Below are 25,781 nucleotides of genomic sequence, written 5' to 3' on the forward strand. Positions count from 1 at the left end.
CAAAGAACATTCAAATTAGTATCGTCGGTATCAAGCGCCGACCTTTTTAATACTATCACATCGAACTCAACTTTGCAAGAGTTATTTTTTGCTATCGATTTCGTTCGCAGCGACAATGATTAATATAGCAAATCTATACGCTGTAGGTCAACAGGAAAATAATCACATGTAAAACATTTTCACGGGCAGATAAGTTTTGCATAAATACGCCATACTAACGTAACGAACCAAAGGCAGGTGATAGGAATGGGTAAACGGAAACACTTTAGCGAACTTCGCACAGTAGAATCCACGCGAAATGAGCTTGCCCGCGAAGAATTTCCCGAGGGTCCATACGGCGCCTCCACCAATGAAATCAGACTTGGCAAAGCAACTGGCTGGGAGGAAGGCCAATACTCTTCTCCCACGCAGTTTGGCTACGAAAATCGCGAATTGCATGAAGACATCAGCAGACAATTCCCTGGATCCCATCCGGCAAACGACCAGCCGGAGATGCCTGATGATTACTGAGGCCCGATTGAAATACACCCTCTTACTGGCGGTAAGAGGGTGCCTCTCATTAACTGTCTGCTACGACGCGATTCGTCAATGTTCCAATTCCTTCAATCGTCACGGAGACCTCATCGCCCGGCTGAAGCGGTCCTACTCCTGCGGGCGTCCCGGTAAGCACCACGTCACCCGGGAGGAGCGTCATTACGGAAGTAATCGCCTCGAGCAGCTGCGGAACCTTAAACACCATTTGGCTGGTATGAGAATCCTGGCGTACTTCCCTGTTTACTCTCGTCGTAATCCGCAAATTGTCGTAATCCAATTTTGAAGCGATAGCCGGCCCCAACGGACAAAAAGTGTCAAAGCCTTTGGCCCTGGTCCACTGTCCGTCATGGTTTTGCAGATCTCTCGCCGTCACGTCATTGGCACAGGTAAAACCGAGGATGTAGTCATCGGCTTCCTCTGCCTTGATTCGGTAAGCCTGTTTTTTTATGACGACCGCCAATTCCCCTTCGTAATGCAGGTTGCTCGTCAATGTCGGGTAAACGACAGCTTCCTCCGGGCCGATCACCGATGTAGACGGCTTGAGAAACATCAGCGGTTCCTCCGGCAGTTTCATCCCAACCTCTTCCGCGTGATCCTTGTAGTTGACACCGATGCAGACCACCTTGCTAGGTGTGCACGGGGTCAGCACCTTCACCTCGTTCAGCGGCAATTCCAGTCCGGTCATTACTGTAGATTTCCCGTCTCGCTTGTAAATGTCGCCTTCAATGACGCGTATCTTATTCTCTTCAGCTACAGTCCAACCGTGCTTGATCTTCCCGTTTCGTTCATAACGAATGATCATGGTTCTCCTCCCTGCTCTGCCTTCAAGCTAAAACAAATCGGCAACGGCCCCGCGCGGCTGTGTGGTGATTACTTCCACAGCCGTCTGTTCTACGGCACGCGAGACAAGATTCTCGATGTCAAGCTTCTCCTCGTATCGGCCGGCCATCTCCGGACGCGGCCGGGTTACCGGATTTTTCGGCGTAAAAATCGTACAGCAATCTTCATATGGCAAGATGGATAGTTCAAAGGTGTCGATTCGCTTGGCAATCTCGGTAATTTCCGTCTTGTCCGATGCTACCAGCGGCCGCAGGATCGGGATATTGACCACGCTGTTGATCGTGTTCATGCTCTCCAGCGTTTGCGAGGCGACTTGTCCCAGACTTTCCCCGGTAGCCAGGGCAAGCGCACCCGTTTTGGCTGCGATCCGTTCGGCGATCCTCATCATAAACCTGCGCATGATCGTGATCGTATAGTCTTCCGGACAGTGTTCGCGAATCGATGTCTGTATCTCGGTAAAGGGAACAACGTGCAGGTTAATCGAGCCCCCCCATTTGGTCAGCTTGTGGGCCAGATCCCGCACTTTTTCCAATGAGCGTTCACTTGTAAACGGATAGCTGTAAAAGTGGACGGCCTCAAGCGTAACCCCCCGTTTCATCATCGACCAGCCGGCAACCGGGCTGTCGATGCCTCCTGACAGCAAGAGCAGCACTTTTCCGGCCGTACCTACCGGCAAACCGCCTGCTCCGGGCAGCGTCTCGGTAGAAAGGAACGTCCCTTCCGTTCGGATTTCGATGCTGATGGTTGCCTGCGGCTGATGCAGGTCAACCTTGATCCCGGGCACATTTTTCAGGATGTGTCCTCCCACCAAACGGCTCACCTCCATCGATTGAAGCGGAAAACGCTTGTCGGCGCGCCTGGTCTCGACGCGGAAAGTGGCCGGCGGTGGGGACATGGAGGTGATCAGCTTCTCTGCTCCCTGTTTGATTGCCTCCTCGTTTGCTTCCACCTTAATGGTCGGACTGAGGGACGTAATGCCAAAAATGCGCTGCAGCCGCTCGGAGATCTCCCCGGCGCTCTCTCCGTTCAGTTCGACGTACATCCGTCCGTAATTGCGCCACACCCTGCAGCGGCGGAATTCTTTTAAGACCGATTTTACGCTTCGGAGCAGCGTCTCTTCAAACACCTCGCGATTGCGCCCCTTCAGGGCCAACTCGCCGTAACGTATTAAAATCGCATCGTACTCCATACCTGTCTCCTTCACTTGTTCATCAAAGGTCGAATATAGTTGATACAGTCCCTGAGCGCAAGTAAAAATTGTTCCATGTCCTGAAGCTGATTGTTTCGTCCAAGACTTACCCGTACGGCCGATACAGCCCGCTCATGCCCCATGCCTGCCGCGAGCAGAATGCGGCTGGGTTCCCCCGTTTTGGAGGAACACGCCGATTTGGTGGAGACGAGAAAGCCGCGTTCTTCCAACGCATGCAGCAGCACCTCCGCCTTTGCGCCCGGCACGGAGAAGTTCATGATGTGCGGGGCCACTTCTGTTTTAGGCGTATTGACGACGCATTCGGGAAGCTGTTCGATGCCCTCGCGAAGTGTCTGCAGCAGGCCGTACAGCCGTCCGGTTTCCCGGTTTCGATCTTCCTCGGCAAGACGGATCGCCTTGGCCATGCCGGCAATCCCTGGGATGTTTTCCGTTCCGGAGCGAAGCCCCGCTTCCTGCCCGCCTCCGATCAAGAGCGGTTGAATCTGCAAGCCTTCTCGTTTTGCCAGGACGCCTACTCCGCGGGGACCGTAAAATTTATGGGCGGACAAACTGAGCAAATCAATTCCCCATTCGTGCATGCGGATCGGCAATTTGCCGAAACTCTGCACGGCATCGACGTGAAAGACGATTTTTGGATGCTGCTTCAAGAGCTTTCCAATCTGATCAATGGGCTGAATGGTTCCCAGTTCGTTGTTTACATGCATCACCGACACGAGGATCGTATCAGGCCGAATCGCGCGTACAAGCTCGTCCGGCGATACCCGGCCATCCTGGTCGACGGGCAAATACGTCACGGAAAAGCCAAATTCCTCTAACTGTTTGCAAACGTCGTAAACACAGGGATGTTCCACCTGTGTCGTAATGATGTGTTTCCCGCGTTGTTGAAACTGAAAGGCAACTCCCTTTAAAGCGGTATTATTGCTTTCTGTCCCTCCAGAAGTAAAAAATACTTCAGAGGGCTTCACCTGCAGAGCCTGTGCCACAACCAGCCTGGCCTGCTTCAAGACGTTTTCCGCTTCGATCCCCAAGGAGTGAAGCGACGAGGGATTGCCGTAATAGCTGTCCATCGCCCGCTTTACAGCTTCGATAACCTGCGGATATGGCCGGGTTGTTGCGCTGTTGTCGAGGTAAATCACAAAAGACACCCTTCCTGCTAAACCTTCTTCTCCATTCAATTATCGTTCATCACGAAACAGATTCCAAGGTTTTTTCCTGTTCCTCTCCTATTTTACCCAAGGCGCACGGGCCGCACTCCGGCACGGCTGCTGCAGGGAAAACAGTATGTCAGTTTTCCATAATCTTCTCCTTTACTTTGCCAAAACAACTTGTTAGAATAATCTTTAAATTCAATTTGGATACAACGTCAAGGAGGAGAGACATCGATGACGGGAAGTACAGCCATACAAGAGAAAATAAAGAAAATGGAAGACGAGCTGAAACAGCTGCAGCGGGAGCTGGATCGCATGAAACGCTCTTCTGACCATTTTGAGCCGACGGATGTACAAACATACTTAACGGAGGTATACAACGGATAAATGGCGGGCAGATTCCAGTCTCCTTACGAATAAGTGGTTGTTTGCGCGAGCTGTAGGCAAACAACCACTTTTTTTGCATTATTTCTGCGGGATTTCCCCCAGGTATACCCCGGTAAATACCTCTGTTGCCGGTCCGGTCATGTAGACGTGATTGTCGCTTTCCCGCCATTCGATCTTAAGACTGCCCCCCGGCAAATGTACAGTTACATTTCGCTCAGTCCGGCCGCTCAAAATAGCCGCGACGGCAGCCGCACATGCTCCCGTACCGCACGCGAGGGTGATGCCAGAACCCCGCTCCCAGACCTTGAACAAGATCTCCCGGCGATTTTTGATCTGGATAAACTCGACATTGGTCCGTTCGGGAAACCATTCATGCGCTTCCAGCAGCGGTCCGTATTTTAAAACGTCCTGCTCGTCCAAACGATCGACCATCAACACAGCGTGCGGGTTGCCCATGGATACGGCAGTCATGTGAAACGTGCGGTCCGCCACCACAACGGGATATTGAATCACCTGTTCCTCCGCAGGACCAGTCATGGGGATCTGCCTTCGCGTCAACCGAGGCTCCCCCATATCGATGACGACCTGCTCGACCAGGCCGCCTGGGCCAAGCTCGACGACAGGTGTGACAATGCCGCCCAAGGTTTCAATCGTAAACTGAACGCGGTCAGTCAGGCCGTGGTCATGAACGTATTTGCTGACGCAGCGAAGTCCGTTGCCGCACGTTCTCCCTTCACTTCCGTCGATGTTGAAGATCCGCATGCGAAAATCAGCCTTGTCCGAAGGCAGGATCAAGATCATCCCGTCCCCGCCGACGCCAAAGTGGCGGTCGCTGATGCGCCGCGCGAGCTCGGGAAGATCGACCTGCGAGAGATCTTCCTCAAAGCCGTTTATATAAACATAGTCATTGCCGAGGCCATGCATTTTGGTAAACTTCATCAACCTGGCCCTCCCCATCTTTTTCCCCTCATCTTACCACACGGAGAGGGGAATCGTGAATGGAAGGAAATCTGCTCTTTTGTGGTATACTTTTGTTCGTTCAGATCGATTCCAGGAGGGGACATCAATGAAACTCGCACTGGGCACGACAAATCAAGCGAAACGCGCAGCCGTGGTGCTTGCCACGGGGGTTGAACCTGTTTGCCATTTTATGCCTTCAGGAGTGTCTGATCAACCGCTGTCGGAAGCCGAGACCATTCAAGGGGCGATTAACCGGGCGAAGGCAGTAGCCTCGGCAGTGCCCGGAGCAGATATCGGACTGGGCCTGGAAGGCGGACTCACTTATGATGCGCAGTTTACCCGGCAGTGGTACCTGCTCTCCGTCTGCGCCGCTTGGGACGGGCAGCAGTTATATCTCGGAAAAGGGCTGTATTTTCCCATCCCCTACCAGATCGGCGAGCGGATAAAAGCGGAGTCGCTTGAACTCAGCCAGATCATAGACGAACTCGGCGGCACATCCGGCAGAAACCATCGCGACGGGGCATACGGCCTGTTTACCAATGGACGGATTACGCGGGCCGGTGTTTTCAGTGAAGCGGTGATCGCTGCTTTAACCCCTTTCCATTCAGAGCTGTACAAGCAGTAAACGAACAAAACGGTCATGACCGTTTTGTTGACCGCAAGCGGTCATATCCAAGTTTTATGAAAAACGTCAAGACGTTTTTCACAAACAAAAAACTCCAAGGATGATCCTTGGAGCATGACGCACATCCAATTTTAGTAAGCCCGGTAGTACGGGTAAATGAGCAGCGCGCCCAAAATGGCCAGGGCACCGATTACCATGGCCCACGTACCTGTTGTACGGGCATTGCGGCGAAAAGCCAGATACCCGACAATGATTCCGGCAGGGGCCAGCAAATAGGGGAGCAAAAACAAGGAGAGTACGGACAGGCCGATTCCAACCATACCCATGGTGTTTCCTGCGGCATCTGTCTCTGTGTCTGCGCCATCCGATGAGCGAAGATCGTCTTCTCCCTCATTCCTGGGATCATTGATCCGACCCACCGTCGGGGTTAACTCTGAGCCCATTTCGTACTTGGTTTCCTTATCATCGGCAGCATCATCCGTCTGATCCATCGCTACCGGTACGCCAAGCAAGGACGTTGGCGCCTGGTAAGCGGGATTTGTCGCGACTTCGGCACTCTGGTCGACCGGAGAATCCGGCTTGTCCGCTTGTTCGTTTGCCTGCTGTTTGCCGGTGTAAGCCTGATTTCCATTCGGCCTTGCCGCTTCTGGATTTAATACGGCTCCCATCCAGGTATCAGCGGCAAACTCCGTATCGATGTCGTTGCCTCGATCCGTGTTGTTAACCGATTGGCCATTGATGCTGCCGTTGGCGGTGGTTTGGTTTGCTACTTCCTTTTGGCTGGTATTTTCGCGATCATGTTGATCGAACGCCACGTTGCTCATCCCCTTCACAAAGGATTGGTAAGGAAGCAGCTAACTCTGTTTCGGTGTAAAGGTATGGCAGCAGGTCTCGGCGCTGCTGACAGCAGCGTCCTGATGCCGGGTGTCATAAGCAAATTCGCCGGTAAATTCCGCTTTAAAATCCTTCTTCGAATGCCTGTCAATCTCCACCATAATCAGGTCGGCGATACAGTTATTGTCCTCTCCCCAATAGGTGCAGTTAGACACGCTGCATTTTACAATCGGCAAAGTAATTCACCCCCCTAGGGGGTATCCTGCACTATGTCAAGAATGCTTATGCACTGCGGAGCAAGAACCAAAAATGGAAATGAGGGACGAGGGATGAACGCAAAACAGCACATTGTGGTTATTACCGGCGGCTCAAGCGGATTGGGTCTGGCGCTTGCCCGGCTGCATCTGAAGGATGGCGATCACGTCGTCATTACCGGCCGCGACCCCCATAAACTGCTCACGGCCGGCCAAGCTCTTGACAGTCCAGCGCACCTCGATACATATCCGCTGCAGGTAGACGACAACGAAGCCGTCCGGCGCTTCGCCGCCTGGGTGCAAATCCGCTTTGGCGGCTGCGATATCCTGTACAACAACGCCGGTTCAACCGTTTTCAAACCGTTTTTGCAGATGAGTCTGGAGGAGATTAACGAAACGATCCGCGGGAATGTTGACGGATTGATCTACATGACCCGTGCTTTTTTGCCGATGATGGTGGCAGAGGGCCGGGGCCGCTTGGTCAACATCGCCTCTCTCGCCGGCAGTGTCGCGACAGCGAAAGCCTCTGTCTACGCCGCCAGCAAGGCAGCAGTGATTCGCTTCAGTGAAGGACTGCGTCACGAATTGGCGGGGACAGGCGTCAGTGTCACCTGCGTCATGCCCGGTCCGATCGACACTCCGTTTCTCGATGCCACCGACCCTTCAGGAGGCTACCGTTCCCGTGTTCGCCGGTATCTGCTCTCGCCCGAACGGACGGCGCTTTCGATCAAGCGCGCCGCGGAGGCAAACAAGCCGGAAATTGCCATGCCGTTTCGCCTGCATGCGATGTCGGTCGCTTATCAATTGCTGCCCGCGGGAGTAAGGCGCCTGTTCGCTCCGCTGCTCAACCGGAAGTGACGATGCGCTGGCCTAAGCCGCTGAGCTTACTTTGGTCTTTTTATGTTTGGCCGCCGTCAGCCAGGTTATTCCCGAGCCGACTGCCCACAGCGCCAACATCCAGGCGACAGCAGCACTGCCAAACTGTTCAGAGGTGTAGCCCACCACCAGGCAGCTTGCCGAATACGTGCCCATCGTCAGCATCTCTCTGGCAGAAAACAGGCGGGCCAGATAATCCGGGCTTGCCAATTGCTGCATACGGGTCACTGTGATAATGACTGTACTAAAAGAAGCCAATGCCAACAGTAAGGAGCTGAGCACCATCAACGAGAAGGGCTTCAGCTGAAACAATCCCAGAATGGCAACCCCTACAATCACAAGAGCGCCGCCAAGCACCTTGTCGACAGCTTCTCTGCCTAACCTGCCCGCCCAGCGGCCGACGATAATACCCGCGAGCACACCGCCGATCCCGAGCGGAATATCCATTAAGCCAAACACGGCCAATGACTCTTTTCGTTCCTGCAACAGGTAATACATCAATAAAATGTAATACGCCCCCGCTGCCCTCTCCGCCATTTGCAGCCACAGCACTCGGCTGATTTCCCCGTGTTTAAAAATGTAGCCAAATCCTCTGCGCAGCCGTTTCCCCAGCGAGCCCGTTTTCTGCCGATTCTGAACGACCAATTTTGGCAGCCTGATCAACAGCAGCAGAGAAAAGAAGTAACAGCCGGCATCGATCAAAAAGTTCAAGCGGTAGGAAAACAGGGTGACAAGCACGGCAGCAAGTCCTTGCCCCACGATAATCAGAAAGGAACTGGTCCCCTGCAGGAGCGAGTTGGCCGCCAGGCGCTGCTCTCTCTTGACGGATTCCACGATCACCACTTGCATCGCCGGTTGAAAGAATGCGGAACAGACATTGAGCAGTATCAAGATGACAAAGGCTATCCAAAGATAACGTGGATCCACAGGCTTACCAGGATTCTGATATGCTCCCCTTATAGTAGACAGGTTAAATAATAAAACCTGCTACTGTGAGGGGAGCTTTTTCATGCCTAAAGTACAGTATAGTGCGTCAGAGAAACTGGCCGTTCTACGAGAAATTGAAAGCGGCCAGATTGGCGTTAAGGCTGCAGCTAAAAAATATGGGATTACGAAAACAACCTTAGCGAAATGGCGACGTCGTTATGAGGTGTACGGATACGAAGGGTTAGAGATTCGAACCCGCAATAGAAGTTATTCTGCGGAGCTTAAGCTTCAAGCGGTGAAGGATTACCTCTATGGGGGATTGTCACAATATCAGGTCATCGATAAGTACAAGATAGCCAGCCGAACACAACTCTCCAACTGGGTTAAGAAGTATAATGGTCATAGCAGCTTAAAAACCTATACAGGGGGAGCAAAAGCTATGACAAAGGGTCGGTCTACAACTTGGCAGGAACGGATTGAGATTGTTCTTTATTGTCTTGCCCATCACTATGACTATCAAAAGGCAGCGGAGAAGTACCAGGTCTCCTACCAGCAAGTGTACCAATGGGTAAAGAAGTATGAAGATGGCGGTCAGGATGCCCTGCAGGATGGTCGGGGACGAAAAAAAGCGCCTGAGGAATTAACGGAAGCGGATTGCCAAAAGCTCGCGATGAAGAAGCTGGAGTATGAAAATGAGCGGCTTCGGGCAGAGAATGCTTTCTTAAAAAAGTTACAGGAATTCGAAAGGAGGCGACTCTAAGCCAATACCGACAGGAGAATGTCTACCTTGCCATTCAAGCCCTTCAGCAAGAAGGGCAGTTCAGCGTCCAGGTATTGTGTGAAATCGCACTTCGTCAACCTCTTGTTTTCAGGGCCGATTAATGTCGGGCTGCCCAGCTTGATCAAAAAGCTGGGGTGGGAAGGGAGCGCATATGGCTTTCTCGAAGGAGCTGTTGGAGCGGGAGCGATTGCCGGCGCCGCTGTCGTCTGGCTGGCAAAGGGGCTGCGGGGCCGCTTCCGGCTGATTGCGCATTTTCTGGGGCTGATGGGGATGGCCGTCGCCGCACTCGGAACGATGAAATCATTGGGATTCGGGCTGTCGATGATGTTCATCACGGGCCTGACCATCAGCCTGGTGGATCTGCCGATCATCACGTACATCCAGACGATCGCAGCCCCGCACATGCTGGGCAGGGTCATGTCACTGCTGACAACGACATCTCTTGGACTCACGCCAGTAGGCTATACCGTGACCGCGTTCCTTCTGCAGCATGGCCTCGTTTCCTCCCAGGGTATTCTGCTGCTGAGCGGCATTGCCATGAGTATCTTTGGACTCGCCACCATCCTGCTTCCCAGCTTTCGCCATATGGAGCAGCATCCGAAGTGGCAGCAGGCCGGGCCGGGCGGTGCTGCAAATGCAGGGATAGAGGGCTTGGCGCAGCAGGCAGGAAACTGAAAAATGAACGAGCAAAGCCGGCCTTCGCCACAGCGAAGACCGGCCCGCAACCAGCTTTTACGTATTTGTTCCGCACGTTTAAGACGTTTTCCACTTTTCCAATTCCGAGTGAAATTTGTCGTTCAGGACCTTGATGTAGGTTCCTTTCATCCCCAGCGAACGGGATTCCAGCACACCGGCCGATGCCAGCTTGCGCAGCGCGTTGACGATGACCGAACGGGTCAAGCCCGCCTGATCCGCCAATTGGCTGGCGACGAGCAAGCCTTCCTTGGCATCCAGCTGCTCCATGATCTTCTCGATTGCGATCTGCTCGCTGTAGGACAGAGAGGAAAGAGCAATTTTGGCAAACGTTTTTTCCCGCACTTCGGTCTCAATTTCCTCTGTACGCTGGCGGACGATTTTCATGCCGATCACGGTAGCGCCTATTTCGGCCAGGATCAGATCGTCTGTTTCAAACTGGCCCATCGGGCGCAGCAGGACAAGGGTGCCCAATCTGCTTCCTCCGGCGTTAATCGGCACGATCGTCGTCCGCATCAGCGGAAAGAGCGACTTCCACTCTGTCGACACCATGCTGTACGGGCTGTCAATGTCTTCATTCGCCAGCGATTGGCCTACTTCCAACAGTTTGACGTTGTAATCTTTCGGCAATGGACTGGTGAATCGTCCTTCCTCCTGCAATCCGATTTCGTGGGATAAACCGCTGCCCAGAATCATGCCGTCCGCAGTAATGATGTAGACGTTGGCTGACATCACGTCGGAAAACAGCTTGGCCATCTCCTGGTAACTTACACCGCTTCCTCCCATTGTCTTTTGCAACATGGAATTCACTTTTCTTGTTTTCTCTAACAAACTCACCTGAAAATTCCTCCTCAAAGGGTTTTATGCTCTTTAGTATTGTCAGAAAAATGTGCCTTCATACCCTCGCTGTAAAAAACTTTTTTGCTCTATGCAAAAGAAGCACAGATCTGCCCCTCTGTACTTCTTCCCTTCTTTTACTTTTATATATGAGAAAACAAACCAAGCTGCCAAGGCTAAGGGTTTTCATTCTTTACCCGAACCGTAACGAAAAGCTGAAGAATACGGGAGATAATCACGGACCTCAACTTCACTTCCACTACTTTGCCGTCGATGACGTACTCCCGCCGCTCCAGCAATTCATGCAGGATGACGTGCATGTCTGAGAATTGCTCCACCTTCTTGCCTTTGAGGGGAGCGAGGTCGCTCTTCAATTTGCGGATTAGCGCCGCTTCGATAAACGCGTTCGGCTTGGGTTCCTCTACCGTCGCCTCAATCTCCTCGATCACGAGCTCACGTTTTTTGCGCTCGGCCTTATTGGTATTTCGCAGAATTTCGATATCCTGCAGCAGTTGTTCGTTATGGAGGCTGAGCAGTTCATTGGCCTTCATCAAATTTTCCAGTCTCTCCGCGTACAGAAACTGAAACATGCTGGCCCCTGCGATCGCGCCGAAAAGGAACATAACGAAATACCTCAGCAGCCCTCGTACGCGTTTTTTTACAGTCGTCATGGACGCTCGGGGACCAGGGCGTGAATCGATACCGTACCGGCATGCGCCCCGAGAAAGGCGGCAAAAATCAAGAGCAGCTGCTTGGCGACCGGAGAAAAATTGCCAAAGAAGATCTTCTCGATCTGGTAAAACGAGTCAAACGTCCCGCCTAAAGCCCCGACCAGTCCCCAAATCTTTAGCTGAGTTGCCAGGTCGTGCATTGTCAGCAGGGAAGGCTTGTTGGTTAAAAAAGCGCCAATGCCGCCCGTGAGCGTTCCGCCGACGACAATGCCGTAGGCTACGAAAAACGTCATGATAAATTGGATGATAAACTGTCCCATTCTCCCACCCCCACAGTAGGCGTTTGCTTATCCCTACGCAACTCGTCCGAAAAATATGATGGCGGGTTGATAAAACGCTCAGGTAATACCAACACTAATTCTCATGGAAATCGCCCGTGATTCGTGCTATATTGCTGTATTGGTGAATTCCTGCAATTCACGGGCGGGAGAGGGGCTTTTGCAAGAAGGATAAGACATGCAACGATACTTAGGGCGGCTGTTCGCATTGCGAAGCCATGGAACCACGGTTAAGACAGAAATCCTTGCCGGATTGACCTCGTACTTGACCGTCGTTTACGTGATTGCTGTAAACGCGGCGATCCTGTTTGACGCTGGAATCCCCTATTCAGCCGGCATGCTGGCGACGATCCTGACCGGATGTATCGGCTGCCTGCTGATGGGATTGTGGGCGAACTCGCCGATCGTGCTCGTCCCTGGAATGGGTGTCAACGCGCTGTTCACCTACACGATCGTCCATTCCTTGGGACTTGCCTGGCAGGAGGCCCTCGCGGCTGTCTTCGTCTCCGGGCTGATCTTCACGATCACTGCCTTTACCCGCTACGCTGCCGTGCTGGCACTGGCGATCCCGCAGTCCTTGAAGGAGGGGATTACCGTCGGAATCGGTCTGTTCCTGACGTTCATCGGCCTGCAAAAAGGCGGCCTAGTCGTCCCGTCGGAAACGACGTTCGTCGCGATCGGCCATCTGGGCAGTCCGCAGGCGTTGACCGCGATCCTGACGCTGCTTCTGACTGTGCTTTTGTTCGCGCGGAAAGTGACGGGAACCTTTTTGATTGCGATGGGGGCGGGAACGCTCGTGGCCGCGTTGTTTGGCCTCGTCGATTTTAGCGGGCTCAACTGGGCTGGGATTTCCTTTGCCGAGTATGCATCGGTGTTCGGGCAGCTGTCTTTTGACCGACTTACTGCCCTGCCGTTTTGGATCGCAGCTTTTTCATTGACGATGGTCGTGTTGTTTGAAAACATGGGGCTACTGTACGGACTGCTTCCGCAGAAAATTTCAGCGCTCCTACCAGGCAAACGCGATATCTGTGATGACAGCCGGACTTTTGGGCACCAGCCCGACCATCTCTGCGGCAGAGAGCGCAGCCGGGGTGGCCGCTGGCGGTAAGACAGGCTTGACAGCAGTGACAACCGGCATCCTGATCCTCGGATCCGTCTTGTTTATTCCGGTGATGAAGCTCATCCCGGACAGCGCCATTGCCCCGGTACTGATCGTCGTGGGCGGCCTGATGCTGCAAAACGTGAAAAACATCCCGTTCGCAGACTTCTCGGAAGGGTTTCCGGCCTTTTTGATCATCGCTTTGATCCCCTTCACCTACAGCATCGTAGACGGCATTGCTTTCGGTTTTATCGCCTACCCGCTGATCAAATTGGCGCTGGGACGGACGAAGGAGCTTTCCCTGCCGCTTTGTCTGATCTCGGGACTGTTTTTGCTCGGGCTTGTATTGGGAAGCAAATTGTAACAGGAGTAAGAAGCGATTGGCGTGATTGCCAATCGCTTCTTTTTGTGAATAGCAAGATGACGAATATTTACCGCTGCCTTTCTCCCATACTAAACAGGAATTGAACGGGAGGGGAGGTGTAGCCCTGCAAGCCTTAACAAAGACCTTGCTGAAAAATCGCCCCTATGTTTTCCTGCTGTTCGGAGTTTTCATCGTTCACGTCGCTACGTACCTGATCACTCCCATCTTTCCCGTCTTTTTGAAAAAGGTCCACTCCTTGTCTCTGACGGAAGTGGGGACCGTGCTGGGAATCGGAAGCTTCGCCTTCCAGGCGGGGAGTCTGGTTGGCGGGGTACTGGCTGACCGCTTCGGAAGACGCGCAGTGATGACGACAGGTGCCGCTTTGCAAGGTGCAGCCATGCTGGGCTACAGTTTTAGCCAGCCCTATCTGGCGTTTCTGGCGTTCTCGCTGATCAACGGGATTGGCCTGGGATTTTACGCACCGGCACTCAAGGCGATGATGGCCAATGTCGTTGCGGAGAAATACCGCACCACAGCTTTTTCGGGACGGGCTATCTCCGCCAATCTGGGGATCATTATCGCCGGCCTGGTGGTGACTTTGTTTGCGCTGACGCCGAATCGCCGCTTGTTCCTCTACGCCGCCGGGCTGTTCTGGCTGGTGGCGCTGCTCGCCAGATTTTCTTTGCCGGGCGACCGCTGTACCCGGGACGACTGCCGGCCGCTGCCCCTGCCTGAGTATACGCGAATTTTGCGGCATCGCAGTTTTTTGCTCTTTTCCGCTGTATCCCTGTTGATCTGGGCGCTGTATGCCCAGTTTGCCTTCGTCCTGCCGCTGCGCGGGGAACACGTCCTCGGCACAGCTGCCACGATCGGCCTGATCTACACCATAAACTCCACGGTTGTCGTCCTGTTTCAAGGGCTGATTTTGCGGCTTGTACTCAACAGGATAAACCCGTATATCTCCTTGGTCGTCGGCACGCTGCTGATCGGGACGGGGCTGTTTTTGCTGGGCTTTGCCCACAGCTTTCCGATGCTGAGCGCGTCGGCCGTCATCTTTATTTTTGGAGAAATGATGTTTTTGCCGGTGCTGGACAGTTTGATCGGATACTTCTCGGAGACACAATGGCTCAGCGTATACTTTGCGATCGGGAATTTCATTTCCGGGATCGGCAGCGCCCTGGGCACCTCGATTGGCGGCTACCTCATCCAAAAGTTAGGCGGCGTGGGCAGCAGCACCCCCTGGATCGTTTACGGATTGGTTACGGTGTGCTTCGCCTCTCTGGTCGGCCTGTTTGCCCTTTACGCCAAACCGCGCTACCGGCAGGGGCGGCCCGAACAACTCATCTTTCGCCGAAGGGAGAAACTCCGATGAACCATCGACCTTATGAAGAATACGACTTTGAATCCCGCGCTGTGCCGCTCGTTTCCCTGCTTTATCGCATGGAAGACAAGCAGGCGGCCAGGTGGCATGAGGAACTGCAAAGACAAGATGACGATTATCGCTTCCTGTACTGGGAATAGCGCGGAGGGGCTGCCATGGAGTATTCCAAAGAACGTGTTTCCAATAACGTCGACGTCCGCAAGGAGACCAACCATCAGCCAAAATCCGTGCAAAACGACGAGCCGGGACATGGCAGCAAAAAACTGGAGGGGCCAAACCGCCCGTCAACCTGAAAACGCAGAAGGTGTTTGCGAACTCAAGTCGTAAACACCTTCTCTTATGCCGTCCTACTTTTGGATGTTCCGTATCTTATACGGCACCTGCCAGCTTTCGAGCTGATCGTAAAACTGCCGTTCCTCCGCAAGCGGAATCCGCAGCAGCAGGTACTGGCCAAAATGGAACAGGATGCGCTCCCGCTCCCCCTCTGACAACCGAAAGCGAGGAAACTGCGCCACGTCCAGCAGCTTGTAAAAGTATTGAAAGCGCTCCTCGGTCAGCTCTGCGTGAAAACTGCGGCTGACGACGACATCGCCGCTCCTGTGATCCACCAGGTTATCCCGGCTCGCCCCCAAAAACCGGAGCACCTCACCGGCCCGCCGTCCCAGCTTTTCGGCGAGCAGGCTGTCGTTGTACTCCACCTCCAGGCGGTCCAAACGCCGACGCACCGAGTCGAGCATCGCCCTGAACACTTTGTGGACGACGAGATTGGTCGGGGCGAACTGATTTTCGTAAAAGTCGTATTCCAGCCGGGCATCGCCGTCCTGCTCCCAGCGGTAAAACAAGATCCCGTTCATCTGATCCCGGTCCCTCTAGCGAGCGCGAATCGCATCCAGCGCAGCCCGGTCCATCTTCTTCGCAACGGCGATCAGCAGCCGTTTGGCAGCTTCGTAGTCGTCTCGGTTCATGATCGCCGCATGGCTGTGGATGTAGCGGGCAGGAATGCCGATAACGGCAGAGGGTACTCCTTTTCCATGCAGGTGAACCGCGCCGGCATCCGTACCGCCCTGGCTGATGAAGAACTGGTACTTGATCCCTTCGCTTTCACAGATGTCGATCAGAAAATCCCGCAGGCCGGGCAGCGTCACCATGGTCCGGTCAAAAATTCGCATCAGCAGCCCTTCTCCAAGCTTGCCCATGCCGTCCTTTACTCCCGGTATGTCGCCTGCCGGACTGGCATCAAGCGCCAGGAACAGCTCGGGGTCGATCAGGTTTGCCGCCGTTTTGGCGCCGCGCAATCCCACCTCTTCCTGTACGGTCGCACCCGCGTAGATGACGTTCGGGTGGCCGGGATGCTCGCTCAGTTCTTTCAGCAGTTCGATCGCCAGGGAGCAGCCATAGCGGTTGTCCCAAGCTTTGGCCATGATCTTCCGCTCATCTGCCATGACAGTAAACGGACAGACGGGAACGACCGGCTGGCCGGGGCGAACGCCCGCTTTTTCCGCCTCTTCCTTGTTATCCACCCCGATGTCGATGTACATGTTTTTGATCTCCATCGGCCGGTTCCGCACCTCGTCACTCAGGACGTGCGGCGGAATGGAGCTGATCACTCCATCGATCGGCCCCTTGTCTGTGATCACCTGCACGCGCTGGGCCAGCAGCACCTGGCTCCACCAGCCGCCAAGCGGTTGAAAAGACAGGAAGCCTTTTTCGGAGATGCGGGTAACCATGAAACCGACTTCGTCCATGTGGCCCGCCACCATGATCCGCGGCCCCTGCTCGTCACCCCGTTTGACGCCAAAGATGCTGCCCAGATTGTCATATGTAATCTCATCCGTGTATTTTTCCATGTACTCCCGCATGATGACGCGAACGGGCCCTTCAAAACCGGGAACGCCCGGCGCCTCAGTGAGCCGCTTCCACAATTCCAGTTGAAAATCAGCGGTCAAGCGAACAACCTCCTTCGATACGATCCAGCTTGGGAAACCTACCATTTATTATCTGCTAACCGAAGGGCAAATGCAACCGGCTTTACGGCACGCAAACCGGGCGGCTTCCCCGGCGAATGGCACCGAGGTCTGACCGCTAGCGGGGGCGAACGCTGTCAATCACTTCTTCGGCGTTAAACAACGGCTTTAGCCGATCCTGCTGGGTTTTCAGCGAAATGCCGTCGATGTGCCGGCGGTCCATCATGACGGAATCGGGCGTGTGTTTGAGATAGGGAGCCGGTCCAACCGAGCAGAGCACGGGAAAACCCGCTTTGACCAGATAGTTGTACTTGGCGCTGCCCGTCTCGACCCGGCTGCCGTATGGATAGATGTAGACCGAGGTAGGTCCGACCAGCGGCTCCACTTCCTTTTTCCACTGCTGGGTATCATTGGCCAAGCGATCGTAACTTACCCGAACGGCATCCAGATGGCCGTAGCCGTGTGAGGCAAACGTCCACCCGGTCTCCTTCAGGCGGGCGATGACCTGCAGCGCCTGCTTCTTGACGGACTCGTATCCGGGCGAATCAAGCTCGTTGGTCCGGTAGCCCAGCACCCCTTGGTATCCGGTCAAGGCAATCACGCCTTTTGCTCCGTGAAAAGAGAAGTCCGGATGCTGCCCCACAAACGCATCCAAGAGCGGGATAATCTCGTTATCATGGGAGATGACCTCTTCTCCTTTCGGATTCTTCGAATACGTCGCAACATTTCCATTATCATCCAGAATCAATCTGTACACGTTGCCGTTCTCCAGCATGTAATCGTAGTAGTTGAGATCGTCGATGGAGAGAATCAGCGGCTTCTTATTCCTTGGCAAAAGCAGCTCTTTGGGCACGATCACCTTTTTGCCGTTCTCCATTTTTTCCTCGTACAGCGCGTGAATGTCAATCAGCACGTAATCGTGTTCATAGAGAGCCTGGATGATCCGTTCAAATTCCTTTACGGTGACAAACCAATCGTCATATCCCTTGGCCATCGCATCACCGTCAAACGCCAGTTCCGGGTAGGCGATCAAGGGATGAAAAAAAATATGTTCCACGGGTCCTTTGTAGACGACCAAATCTTCCGCTTCCGTATTTTCCGCCGCTTGATCAGGCTGCTCCTGCTGCTCTGACGGCGCCTGCGGCTCAGGCGGCTTTGCCGGCGTTTCCGCGGGATCAGGCGGCACGCTCGCCGCTTGCTGCTGCTCTCGATGCTCCGGCACCTGCTGCGGAGTATCGACCCCCATTCCGGTCGCTGCCGAACATCCCGTCAATAGCACAAAAGAGAGCGCCCCGATCAGTGCAGAGGCTGCCCCAAAATGTCTCATCTCCATCACCCTCTCTTGCCTATTTGGACGAAAGGCACCGGGTCGCCGTTACAATTTTTTCACTCGTCCTCCTTGGAAAGCGTTTTGCTTTTGCGCTATGATAGTACCAATTGCATTTAGGTATAAAGGATGGTTGTAAAATGGACACGAGCAACTACGATGTGATCGTCGTCGGCGGCGGGCCGGCCGGGTTAATGGCGGCAGCCTCGGCCTCTGCTGAGGGAGCTGCTGTCTGCCTGGTGGAAAAGGGAGCGAAGCTGGGGCGGAAGCTGATCATCTCCGGAGGCGGGCGCTGCAATGTCACCAACGCCAAAGAGTTGGACGAACTGATCAAGATGATGCCAGGCAACGGGCGGTTTATGCACAGCGCATTTGCCCAGTTCGGCAATCAAGACATCATCAGCTATTTTGAAGGGCTGGGGGTGGCTTTAAAGGAAGAGGATCACGGCCGGATGTTTCCCGTCACGGACAAAGCGTCCACTGTCGCGGGCGCCTTGATCGACAAGGTACGGCAGCAGGGGGTGACGTTTCGCCTTGCCAGCCCGGTCCAGCGTGTGCTGTACGAGCAGGGCAGCGTCCGCGGCATCCAGCTAAAATCAGGGGAAACTCTGCTTGCTCCTTGTGTCATCATCGCCGTCGGCGGCTGCTCGGTCCCGCAGACAGGATCCACCGGGGACGGATACAGCTGGGCGGAAGAAGCCGGACATACGATAACCGACCTGTACCCGACCGAGGTGCCGCTGGTGGCCAGCGACCCTTTCATCCGGGACAGGGTACTGCAAGGGCTGTCGCTGCGCGAGGTGGTGCTGACCCTCTACCATCCCAAGGGGAAAAAAGTGAGCACACAGACAGGAGACGTGATTTTTACCCACTTTGGCCTGTCCGGTCCGGCCGCTTTGCGGATGGGCCATTACGTCTCGGTCACACAACGTTCGGTCGGACAGGTCCCGCTGTCCCTCACGGTCGACATCATGCCGGATAAAACGCAGGATGAGATCTTTGCCGAGAGCTGGAGCCGCATGGCGGATCAGCCGAAAAAGGCGGTAAAAAACGTCATGAAAGGCTTTCTGCCGGAACGCATGATTCCGCTCCTGCTGAAGCTGGCAGATATTCCCGAGGAAATGACTTATGACCATCTGTCCAAGCGACATTGGCAGAAGTTTTCCGCAGCCATCAAACGCTTTCCCCTGACGATAACCGGCACGCTGTCGCTTTCCGAAGCTTTCATCACGGGCGGAGGCGTCTCAGTGAAAGAGATTGATCCCCGGACGATGCAGTCCAAGCTGATGCCCGGACTCTTTTTCGCCGGTGAAGTGATGGACGTCCACGCTCACACCGGGGGCTACAACATCACGATCGCCTTCTCTTCCGGTTATGTAGCCGGATACCACAGCGCTCGTATGGCGCTCGAAGGAAAGACAGAAAAAAGTCTCTGACCGGCTGGCGGTGAGAGACTTTTTTCAACTCTACTGGGTTGTCGCCCGATACAAGAGGGCAAATCCTGAGAGAACAAAGCAAAAGCCGAGTAAAAAGAATGTATTGGCGCGCGATTTTACCCGTCTTTGATCCCCGCCCACGTGCGCGGAGATGCGCCGCTGCCACCTTTTCGTCTTCGGCTGCCACATCACAAGCAGTCCGATCAGGATGAGGAATACCGGGTAAAACAAGGGCACTAATTCCCCGCTCCCTTCTGCTTTTTCCGCAGCAGCCAGCGGCTTGCGGCAACCGGCTCTTCCTCCGGCTCTCCTTCGACGACCAGCCGCGCCTCCTCAGCCAGCTGCATCGCTTCCTGGAAGCGCAAATCGCGGAAGGCCAGCTCCGCCTTGCCGAGCAGCTCGTCCACCTGCCTGTTGTGCCGGCGGTAGCGGTTCGTATACTGAATCGCTCCCTCTGCCTTTTGGCAGTAGGAGATCGTTTCTTTTGCCGATTTTTCCGTCAGCCTGAGTTCTTCATTGGCTTCGCGCAGCAGGATGGCGATTTCATCCATGCTGTAGTTGTACCGCTCCATGGCAATCTTGACGCGGCCCAGCGCTTGCACCACGCTGTCAAAGTGCATCAACACGCTGGCCGGAACTCCCGGCAGGTAGCTTCGCTTGATCTGCTGGCGGATCCGAACCAATGAGCCGGAGATGCGCTCCATCTCGTCGAGGACGTCATCCTCTGTTTCGAGAATCAAGTGGTACACGGACAGTGCCTGCTTCTCCGCCGGCGGCTCAGGTTCAGGCGCGGGCTCACTGTTCTTCGGAATTACCAGTTCATACTCAACCTCTTCTGCGGGCTCGCCGGCCGGTTCCCGGGAGGGTCTGGCAACAGACTGTTTCCCGTGCCTTTGCGCTGTGGTATCGGCTGGATTTACCTCACGTTCCACTCCCGGCCCGGGCACGAAGATCCCTGGAGCTTCCTCTCTTGGTTTTGCTGCAGGTGCTTCCGCCGGTTCCTCCGCCATTTCTGCTTCCACCTGCTCTTCAATGGCCGGCTCTTCGGCTGCGAGCGGCAGATCGGCTGCTGGTGTTTCGGCTGCGGGTTCTTCTACCGCAGGAGCTTCGGCTGCAGATCCCGGCTCCTCCACCGCCGGTTCGCCTCTTGCTTCCTGCGGGACTTTCCCGAGATCCCTTGGCAGCACTTTTCCAACCGGCGCATCGGGTGCCGCTTGCACTGCCGCCGCGGCCTCCCGCTGCTGCAGCGCACTCTCCTCCAAGCTGCGGTAGACGGCTTCGCGCTTGATTTCAAACGCCTTGATATGCGTCTCGACGAGCTGTACATTTCCTTCTTCAAAAGCGGTTCTCGCCGCGATGAGCAGCTGCTTCACCTGCAGCAGGGAGTCGTCGAGGTAACTTCGGCCAAGATCGTATCCGCTGCCAGCATGCTCCAAGATGTCGTTTTCCAACTGCTTCAGATCCTCGGGCAGTTCCTTGTTCACACGCGTATACAGCCCCGGCAATTTTTCCAGCGACTCCGATAAGGCCGTCAACTGCTGCTGAGTGCTCACGCTGATCTCATACGCTTTCAGTTCATCGCCGCTGGCCAGCGCCCGCTTCACCTCGGAGCGCCTTTTTTCCGCTTCGTCCAAGGCCGCCTTCATCTCGTGAAATGACAGCCCGTAATCCAGGCGGACATTGGTCAGCTTTCGTTCCACGCTCTCCAGCAGCTTGCCGATTTCCGGAATGGCCGACTTGTTCTCTTTTTTTGCCGTGGCGACCTTTGCCGTCTCTGCCTTTAATTCGGCCAGCTCTGCTTCTATCGACTCGAGCAGTTCTCGCCCTTCCTCCAGCAGGTCCAAAGCCTGGCCGAAGCGCATCCGATAACATGCTTCCTCCGCATCCAAAATGATCATTTCCACATCCGGTATGCGGACACGCAGCAGGTTTTCCTTGCGGTTGATCAGCTGCGTGTACCATTCCTCGGTCGATCCAGCGGCGTGGCGGAGCGATTTTTCCAAATCGATCGCGTTGATTTTTTCCACCAGTTCGTCCTTCCAGTCCTCCACATCGTCCACCTGGAAATAGAGGCGGCGGCGGGCAAAGGCGAACATCATCGCCGCAATTCCCGCGACGATCAACAGAAAGATCAGATAGACCCACCAGGGCACGATGCTCCAGAGAGACTGCTTGTCCTCCACTTTCTTTTCATCATCTGGCGGGGTGGCAGAATCAGCGCTGCCCGGCGTGCCCGTCGTTCCCTTGCCGGCAGCAATCTGCTCAAGCTCGCGGTTTACCTCCGTGACGAACAGTTCGATGCCGGGCAAATACCTTTTTTGGTTGCGATACGGCTCATAGTAAGCTTTGACCATGTCGTGAAGCATATCCATCGTTGCGCCCCTCGCCTCATAGGCGGGCCCGGGATATACCCCCAACTCTTGTGTTTCCATATCGAGAACGATCATTAACGTGTCTTCGCTTAAGTTGTAGTTGTCGTACAGCTGCCCGGCGTAGGCGTCAGGGGAATCGGCTTCCGGCTTGGTGCTTTTGACCACGACCACCTTGTACTCCCCAGCAAGCTGTGAAACGTAATCGGAAAAATTCTGACGATCCTGCTGTTGAAAACTACCCGTGGCGTCCTGGACGACAGCGTCAGTCTTTTCTGGAAAAGGCGCTGCTTTCGCAGCGTGGGAAAAACAGAGAACTCCCGCTGTGACGAGCAGTAGTATCTTTTGTTTCACGGTAGACAACCCCTTTGACAACTTGCCTTCCCTGTCGTCAGGAAGGATGAGTGGGTACTGCACTTATGTATGACGGACGTTCGCCTAAATCGTCACGTTCCTCTGAATGTCATGAGATACCCGCTGCCGTTTTGGCACGGGCGTTTTTGACCTGGAAAAGACTGCCGGCAGTCTGGAAGAGAACCGTATCTTCCACGCGCCGGCTCCCAGATTCATTTACAGATCTTATATATTATAGTACAGATTTCCCTCCAAAAAAAGCATCCGTTCTCGCATATTCGACAGCTATTTCTGCAGCTTCGCTCCCCGCAACAACAAAAGCGCCTTCCTGTTGGGAGAAAGACGCTTGACTGTCCTGGTGTCACTTTTGTTTTTGGGCCGGATTGGGCAAGCGGTAGGTCTTGCCGTAATTTTGCAGATAGGTGTCTACTTCCGAGTGCTCATAGATTCGTTGACCGTTCAGATCGTACCGGGAATGAATCCTCATCAATGTGCGGGTTGGCAGCTTGCTTGTCTTGTCGTAATAAAGCGTGTACTCCGCATCCAGCACCATGTTATTCAGCAGTTCGTCGATGTCGCGGTGAGATTGCCCTGCCTGGATGTGGGCCCCGCTGGAATTCGTTCGCCAATCCCGTGCGGACAGCTGCCAGGCCAACTTTTGTTTAGGAAGATGAACGGATTGCACTCGACTGCTTGCTTGATCTTTCAACTGCCTGGCGAGCAGTTCCTTCAGCTTGTCTGAGTTAAGCACTACCCGCATGGCTTGTATGTTGTCCGTTTGCACGCGATCGCGAACAGGCAGCACCATCGCCCTCATATCGTCCATTTGCAGAAAGGTCGTTATCGGATTCCAGTTGGCAAACTCCTGGATCAGACCGACATGATCATCGCCAACCGGTTCCCACTCCTGCTGATTGCTCTGTTTGACGTACAGGTTTCGGCCTTGGGATAAAAGCGACATGTTTTTCGAGTGCTTCTGATCAGGATCCGCTATGTTGACATTGAGCACCATATCCGATCCCTGCTTGTGCCCGAAAAAGTTGACCGGGCTGGCATCCACTGTATTTCCCGTCAGCGCCCTTGTCGTCCCGTAAAATGAATAGCTGTTCTCCGAGAGAAACTGGTTCCGCACCTGCTTGAATTCCGCCTCTGGACTTTGCGCGGTTTTCACCTGTGAACACCCCGCGATAACGGCCAGGGCGAGAATCAGACAAATGCCGTTACGCATCTGTTTCATCGCGGCTCCCTCCTTGTCCTGCTGTTAGGGTTTCCTTTGGACAGGAGGGTTATTCCAAGTCATGATCCGCCCATGCTGTTCGTCATGCCAGACAGATCTGGTTTCTGCCTTTGTTTTTCGCCTCATAGAGGGCGAGGTCGGCCAAATGAAACAGCCTGCTCACCGTCATCTCTTTCTGGACGGTCCGATCCCACTGCACAACGCCGCTGGAGATCGTCACCTGCGGCTTTGTCTCGGTCTCAACGCGGCTGCGGATGCGGTTGGCTATATTGAGCGCAGTCAACAAATCCACGTTGGGCAGGTAGATCGCCATCTCCTCTCCCCCCCAGCGCGCCGCAATGTCGCCCTCCCTGATATTCTGCTTGATCAGGCCTGCTACCTGAACCAGCACTTCGTCACCCATCTGGTGCCCGTACGTGTCGTTTACCTCTTTAAACAGGTCGATATCGACGAGGATAAGCGAACCGAAACTGTCCTGCTCCAAAGATGCCGCTATCTGCTCGTCCAGATAGCGGCGAACGAACAATCCGGTCAGGTTGTCCGTTATGGCCATCCGCTCCACTTCGCTGTGCAGCAGGGCATTGGTCATCGCCAGACTGGTGTGTTGGCCGAAGATCTGCAGCAGTTTAAAATCGTCAAAGCCAAAAAAATTCCGGCGCGAATCCAGGACGAGCAAAAGACCGACCACCTCTGCTTCATGCAGCAGTGGAACAGCCATTAAAGAAGCGTATGGCATGAGCGAAAACTCCCCCGACTCCGGGCGGGGACTGGCCAAAATAATCGGCTCTTTGTCCCGGACAATCTCGGAGAGCAGCGATTCCTCCACAGAAATCGTCCTGCCGATCTGTTCCGGCAAAGAGCTGGACAGCACAGTGAAGCAATCATCCGATTTTTCCAGTATGGCACAGTACTCGGCCGCAAAGTTGTCCAGCATCAGCGAGGTGACGAACCGCAGGATTTCCTGGACATCCAGACTGCGATTGAGCTGTTTGGCCATTTCGTTGATCAAGCGAAGCTCGCGGATGAGATTGCGGGATTGCTGATATAACTGCGCATTTTCAAAGGCCGTTCCGGCCGTTTCAGCCAAAATGCCGATCTGCTCCATCCCGTTGTCATCGATCTCAACTAGTTTTCCGGAAGTCAACTGCAGCACGCCGTAAATGCCCTGTTTTCCCATCAGCGGCGCTGCCACGATCGTCACCTGCCTGCCTGAGATGTGTTTGCTGCCGACGATCAAGCTTCCCTGCATGTACGCCTTGCTGCTGAAATCGCAGGCTTCGTCTTGAAAGGACAGCTGTTTTACCGGCAATGTCGTATTGGTATCGACCGTCAAATAGATATCCAGTTCGAAGCCGGGGTAGAGCTGGCCGACACTCTCCATGATCTCGGTAAGGACATCGTTGACATCGATGGATGCGAGCATCTTTCTCGTCAAACTGTACAGCATGTCTTTCTTTTGGGCCTTCTTCAGGATGTCGCCGGTAGTGACTGCCCGCAGCAGCACATTTTTCAGTTTTTCGCCCACGTTCGCCAGGAAAGCGGCATCCTGCTCGTCAAATCCACTGAACCATTGCTCAGAAGATTCGTGCAGAAAAAATGCGTAAAGTGGTTTATCCTCGCAGAAAACGGGTATTAAAACCAAGTGACCATTTTTCTCGTTTACCTGCTCAGTACACTTGATGCTGTTTTGGAAGAGGTACTCGCTCAGCAGATCATGGGCCCGCTGGTCCGTGCAGACCAATTCGCCCGGCATGACATATCCATTTTCATCCAATTTGGCTGCTGAGCAGTACCCTTTCCCAATTTTTTCCTGCACGTGTTCGATCACATACTTGACCATATCCCGTTCCCGGTCGCACTGGCTGGCGTACATCACGATCTCGGCTGCTGCCTGATCCAGGTAAGCTTCATAGCCAAGGCTCAGGAGCGATTCGACTCCGAGCAGACAACCGGCGATGTCGAACTGATTCCCTCCAGGGGGAACCACCATGCCGATCGTCGCACACACACTACCGTCGTCGCCAAGCAGCGGTACCACGCCCCAGTACAGATTGCTGTCCGCAGCCTTTACGGCAACCTGCTTGCTGCGGATCGCCTGGGCCACGGCTGTGTCGCCGCCTTCGGCAAGATTTACTCCGACGGCTATCGGCGGCAAAGACGGCGTCCAGGATTGTCTGCTTTTAAGCGGCGCAGCTTTCAACACACGACCATCCCTGTCGGTCAGGAAGAGGAAGCCGGAGTGGCGTTCCTGCCAAGTACGCAGGAAAAAGCGGCTCATGTATGTAAAGGCTATTTCTATTTTTCCAACTATTTTTTTGTTGATGACCACATAATC

27 protein-coding genes and 1 pseudogene are annotated in these 25,781 nt (G+C 54.3%); 11 read left to right on the plus strand and 17 right to left on the minus strand.

The features are described from left to right. Nucleotides 1–246 precede the first annotated feature (246 nt). On the plus strand, nucleotides 247–510 hold the full coding sequence (locus tag HGBM_RS15520) for a hypothetical protein (RefSeq protein ID WP_019122007.1): 264 nt from the start codon (nucleotides 247–249) through the stop codon (nucleotides 508–510). A 49-nt stretch (nucleotides 511–559) separates the two neighbouring features. On the opposite strand, the gene HGBM_RS15525 is transcribed toward HGBM_RS15520, so the two are convergent. The 3 genes from HGBM_RS15525 to HGBM_RS15535 are packed head-to-tail and all read right to left on the minus strand — an operon-like array spanning nucleotide 560 to nucleotide 3,720. Beyond that, on the minus strand, nucleotides 560–1,336 hold the full coding sequence (locus HGBM_RS15525; RefSeq protein ID WP_019122008.1) for a fumarylacetoacetate hydrolase family protein: 777 nt from the start codon (nucleotides 1,334–1,336) through the stop codon (nucleotides 560–562). Nucleotides 1,337–1,363: 27 nt separating this feature from the next. Further along, nucleotides 1,364–2,563 carry a tRNA uracil 4-sulfurtransferase ThiI gene (gene thiI, locus HGBM_RS15530; protein ID WP_019122009.1) on the minus strand — a complete coding sequence of 400 codons (1,200 nt, stop codon included), beginning with the start codon at nucleotides 2,561–2,563 and terminating at the stop codon, nucleotides 1,364–1,366. Between the two features lie 11 nt (nucleotides 2,564–2,574). After that, on the minus strand, nucleotides 2,575–3,720 hold the full coding sequence (locus HGBM_RS15535; RefSeq protein WP_019122010.1) for a cysteine desulfurase family protein: 1,146 nt from the start codon (nucleotides 3,718–3,720) through the stop codon (nucleotides 2,575–2,577). A 246-nt stretch (nucleotides 3,721–3,966) separates the two neighbouring features. On the opposite strand from HGBM_RS15535, the gene HGBM_RS31110 reads away from it, so the two are divergent. After that, a complete protein-coding gene (locus HGBM_RS31110) occupies nucleotides 3,967–4,119 on the plus strand; it encodes a hypothetical protein (RefSeq protein WP_019122011.1) in 153 nt (50 codons plus the stop codon). A gap of 78 nt (nucleotides 4,120–4,197) precedes the next feature. Here HGBM_RS31110 and dapF read toward each other — a convergent pair whose 3' ends face one another. After that, nucleotides 4,198–5,058: a diaminopimelate epimerase gene (gene dapF / locus HGBM_RS15545; RefSeq protein WP_019122012.1), complete on the minus strand. Its 861-nt coding sequence runs from the start codon at nucleotides 5,056–5,058 to the stop codon at nucleotides 4,198–4,200. Between the two features lie 127 nt (nucleotides 5,059–5,185). Here dapF and HGBM_RS15550 point away from each other — a divergent pair, with 127 nt between their 5' ends. Then, complete coding sequence (locus tag HGBM_RS15550) at nucleotides 5,186–5,704, plus strand: DUF84 family protein (protein WP_019122013.1); 519 nt, start codon at nucleotides 5,186–5,188, stop codon at nucleotides 5,702–5,704. Between the two features lie 131 nt (nucleotides 5,705–5,835). On the opposite strand, the gene HGBM_RS28975 is transcribed toward HGBM_RS15550, so the two are convergent. After that, on the minus strand, nucleotides 5,836–6,519 hold the full coding sequence (locus tag HGBM_RS28975; RefSeq protein WP_019122014.1) for a hypothetical protein: 684 nt from the start codon (nucleotides 6,517–6,519) through the stop codon (nucleotides 5,836–5,838). A 39-nt stretch (nucleotides 6,520–6,558) separates the two neighbouring features. Beyond that, a complete protein-coding gene (locus tag HGBM_RS15560) occupies nucleotides 6,559–6,774 on the minus strand; it encodes a DUF1540 domain-containing protein (protein ID WP_019122015.1) in 216 nt (71 codons plus the stop codon). Nucleotides 6,775–6,867: 93 nt separating this feature from the next. On the opposite strand from HGBM_RS15560, the gene HGBM_RS15565 reads away from it, so the two are divergent. Further along, nucleotides 6,868–7,650 carry an SDR family NAD(P)-dependent oxidoreductase gene (locus tag HGBM_RS15565; protein ID WP_019122016.1) on the plus strand — a complete coding sequence of 261 codons (783 nt, stop codon included), beginning with the start codon at nucleotides 6,868–6,870 and terminating at the stop codon, nucleotides 7,648–7,650. A 12-nt stretch (nucleotides 7,651–7,662) separates the two neighbouring features. On the opposite strand, the gene HGBM_RS15570 is transcribed toward HGBM_RS15565, so the two are convergent. Further along, entirely contained in the window at nucleotides 7,663–8,595 is a 933-nt protein-coding gene (locus tag HGBM_RS15570; RefSeq protein ID WP_019122017.1) for an MFS transporter, read from the minus strand. Between the two features lie 82 nt (nucleotides 8,596–8,677). Here HGBM_RS15570 and HGBM_RS32555 point away from each other — a divergent pair, with 82 nt between their 5' ends. Continuing rightward, the gene (locus HGBM_RS32555; protein WP_019122018.1) at nucleotides 8,678–9,355 is read left to right on the plus strand and encodes a helix-turn-helix domain-containing protein; all 678 of its coding nucleotides are present in this window, start codon (nucleotides 8,678–8,680) and stop codon (nucleotides 9,353–9,355) included. A gap of 27 nt (nucleotides 9,356–9,382) precedes the next feature. Next, entirely contained in the window at nucleotides 9,383–10,051 is a 669-nt protein-coding gene (locus HGBM_RS27635) for an MFS transporter (RefSeq protein WP_019122019.1), read from the plus strand. 78 nt (nucleotides 10,052–10,129) lie between these two features. Here the strand turns inward: HGBM_RS27635 and codY are convergent, their stop codons facing one another. From codY to HGBM_RS15595, 3 genes are all read right to left on the minus strand, one after another. After that, complete coding sequence (codY, locus tag HGBM_RS15585) at nucleotides 10,130–10,906, minus strand: GTP-sensing pleiotropic transcriptional regulator CodY (protein WP_019122020.1); 777 nt, start codon at nucleotides 10,904–10,906, stop codon at nucleotides 10,130–10,132. 176 nt (nucleotides 10,907–11,082) lie between these two features. Then, the gene (locus HGBM_RS15590; protein WP_147512900.1) at nucleotides 11,083–11,496 is read right to left on the minus strand and encodes a sporulation membrane protein YtrI; all 414 of its coding nucleotides are present in this window, start codon (nucleotides 11,494–11,496) and stop codon (nucleotides 11,083–11,085) included. Nucleotides 11,497–11,573: 77 nt separating this feature from the next. Next, a complete protein-coding gene (locus HGBM_RS15595) occupies nucleotides 11,574–11,897 on the minus strand; it encodes a YtrH family sporulation protein (RefSeq protein WP_019122022.1) in 324 nt (107 codons plus the stop codon). A gap of 196 nt (nucleotides 11,898–12,093) precedes the next feature. Here HGBM_RS15595 and HGBM_RS27640 point away from each other — a divergent pair. The 4 genes and pseudogenes from HGBM_RS27640 (at nucleotide 12,094) to HGBM_RS31115 (ending at nucleotide 15,052) form a co-directional block, all read left to right on the plus strand. Next, nucleotides 12,094–13,378: pseudogene (locus HGBM_RS27640) on the plus strand (NCS2 family permease). Between the two features lie 100 nt (nucleotides 13,379–13,478). Beyond that, nucleotides 13,479–14,750: an MFS transporter gene (locus HGBM_RS27645; RefSeq protein WP_245552997.1), complete on the plus strand. Its 1,272-nt coding sequence runs from the start codon at nucleotides 13,479–13,481 to the stop codon at nucleotides 14,748–14,750. Further along, entirely contained in the window at nucleotides 14,747–14,899 is a 153-nt protein-coding gene (locus HGBM_RS30425) for a hypothetical protein (RefSeq protein ID WP_019122024.1), read from the plus strand. The genes HGBM_RS27645 and HGBM_RS30425 overlap by 4 nt, the downstream gene beginning before the upstream one ends. 15 nt (nucleotides 14,900–14,914) lie before the next feature. Further along, the gene (locus HGBM_RS31115; protein ID WP_019122025.1) at nucleotides 14,915–15,052 is read left to right on the plus strand and encodes a hypothetical protein; all 138 of its coding nucleotides are present in this window, start codon (nucleotides 14,915–14,917) and stop codon (nucleotides 15,050–15,052) included. A gap of 54 nt (nucleotides 15,053–15,106) precedes the next feature. On the opposite strand, the gene HGBM_RS15620 is transcribed toward HGBM_RS31115, so the two are convergent. The 3 genes from HGBM_RS15620 to HGBM_RS15630 all read right to left on the minus strand — a co-directional run bounded on the left by HGBM_RS15620 (nucleotide 15,107) and on the right by HGBM_RS15630 (nucleotide 18,050). Then, nucleotides 15,107–15,613 carry a hypothetical protein gene (locus tag HGBM_RS15620; protein WP_019122026.1) on the minus strand — a complete coding sequence of 169 codons (507 nt, stop codon included), beginning with the start codon at nucleotides 15,611–15,613 and terminating at the stop codon, nucleotides 15,107–15,109. 15 nt (nucleotides 15,614–15,628) lie between these two features. Further along, nucleotides 15,629–16,705 (minus strand): M42 family metallopeptidase, encoded by a 1,077-nt coding sequence (locus tag HGBM_RS15625; RefSeq protein WP_019122027.1) that lies wholly within the window; start codon nucleotides 16,703–16,705, stop codon nucleotides 15,629–15,631. A gap of 136 nt (nucleotides 16,706–16,841) precedes the next feature. Further along, the gene (locus HGBM_RS15630) at nucleotides 16,842–18,050 is read right to left on the minus strand and encodes a polysaccharide deacetylase family protein (RefSeq protein ID WP_218917000.1); all 1,209 of its coding nucleotides are present in this window, start codon (nucleotides 18,048–18,050) and stop codon (nucleotides 16,842–16,844) included. 140 nt (nucleotides 18,051–18,190) lie between these two features. Here HGBM_RS15630 and HGBM_RS15635 point away from each other — a divergent pair, with 140 nt between their 5' ends. Next, nucleotides 18,191–19,486 carry a BaiN/RdsA family NAD(P)/FAD-dependent oxidoreductase gene (locus tag HGBM_RS15635; protein ID WP_019122029.1) on the plus strand — a complete coding sequence of 432 codons (1,296 nt, stop codon included), beginning with the start codon at nucleotides 18,191–18,193 and terminating at the stop codon, nucleotides 19,484–19,486. Between the two features lie 30 nt (nucleotides 19,487–19,516). On the opposite strand, the gene HGBM_RS30975 is transcribed toward HGBM_RS15635, so the two are convergent. From HGBM_RS30975 to HGBM_RS15655, 4 genes are all read right to left on the minus strand, one after another. After that, on the minus strand, nucleotides 19,517–19,723 hold the full coding sequence (locus HGBM_RS30975; protein WP_019122030.1) for a hypothetical protein: 207 nt from the start codon (nucleotides 19,721–19,723) through the stop codon (nucleotides 19,517–19,519). Continuing rightward, nucleotides 19,723–22,209: a septation ring formation regulator EzrA gene (locus HGBM_RS15645; RefSeq protein ID WP_019122031.1), complete on the minus strand. Its 2,487-nt coding sequence runs from the start codon at nucleotides 22,207–22,209 to the stop codon at nucleotides 19,723–19,725. Before HGBM_RS15645 ends, HGBM_RS30975 begins: the two co-directional genes overlap by 1 nt. Before the next feature lie 361 nt (nucleotides 22,210–22,570). Further along, nucleotides 22,571–23,446 (minus strand): hypothetical protein, encoded by an 876-nt coding sequence (locus HGBM_RS15650; protein WP_019122032.1) that lies wholly within the window; start codon nucleotides 23,444–23,446, stop codon nucleotides 22,571–22,573. A gap of 82 nt (nucleotides 23,447–23,528) precedes the next feature. Continuing rightward, nucleotides 23,529–25,775, minus strand: a complete 2,247-nt coding sequence (locus HGBM_RS15655) for a sensor domain-containing diguanylate cyclase (RefSeq protein WP_019122033.1) — start codon at nucleotides 25,773–25,775, stop codon at nucleotides 23,529–23,531. Nucleotides 25,776–25,781: the final 6 nt, after the last annotated feature.

The sequence above is a fragment of the Brevibacillus massiliensis genome, assembly GCF_000311785.1.
GTDB lineage: Bacteria > Bacillota > Bacilli > Brevibacillales > Brevibacillaceae > Brevibacillus_C > Brevibacillus_C massiliensis.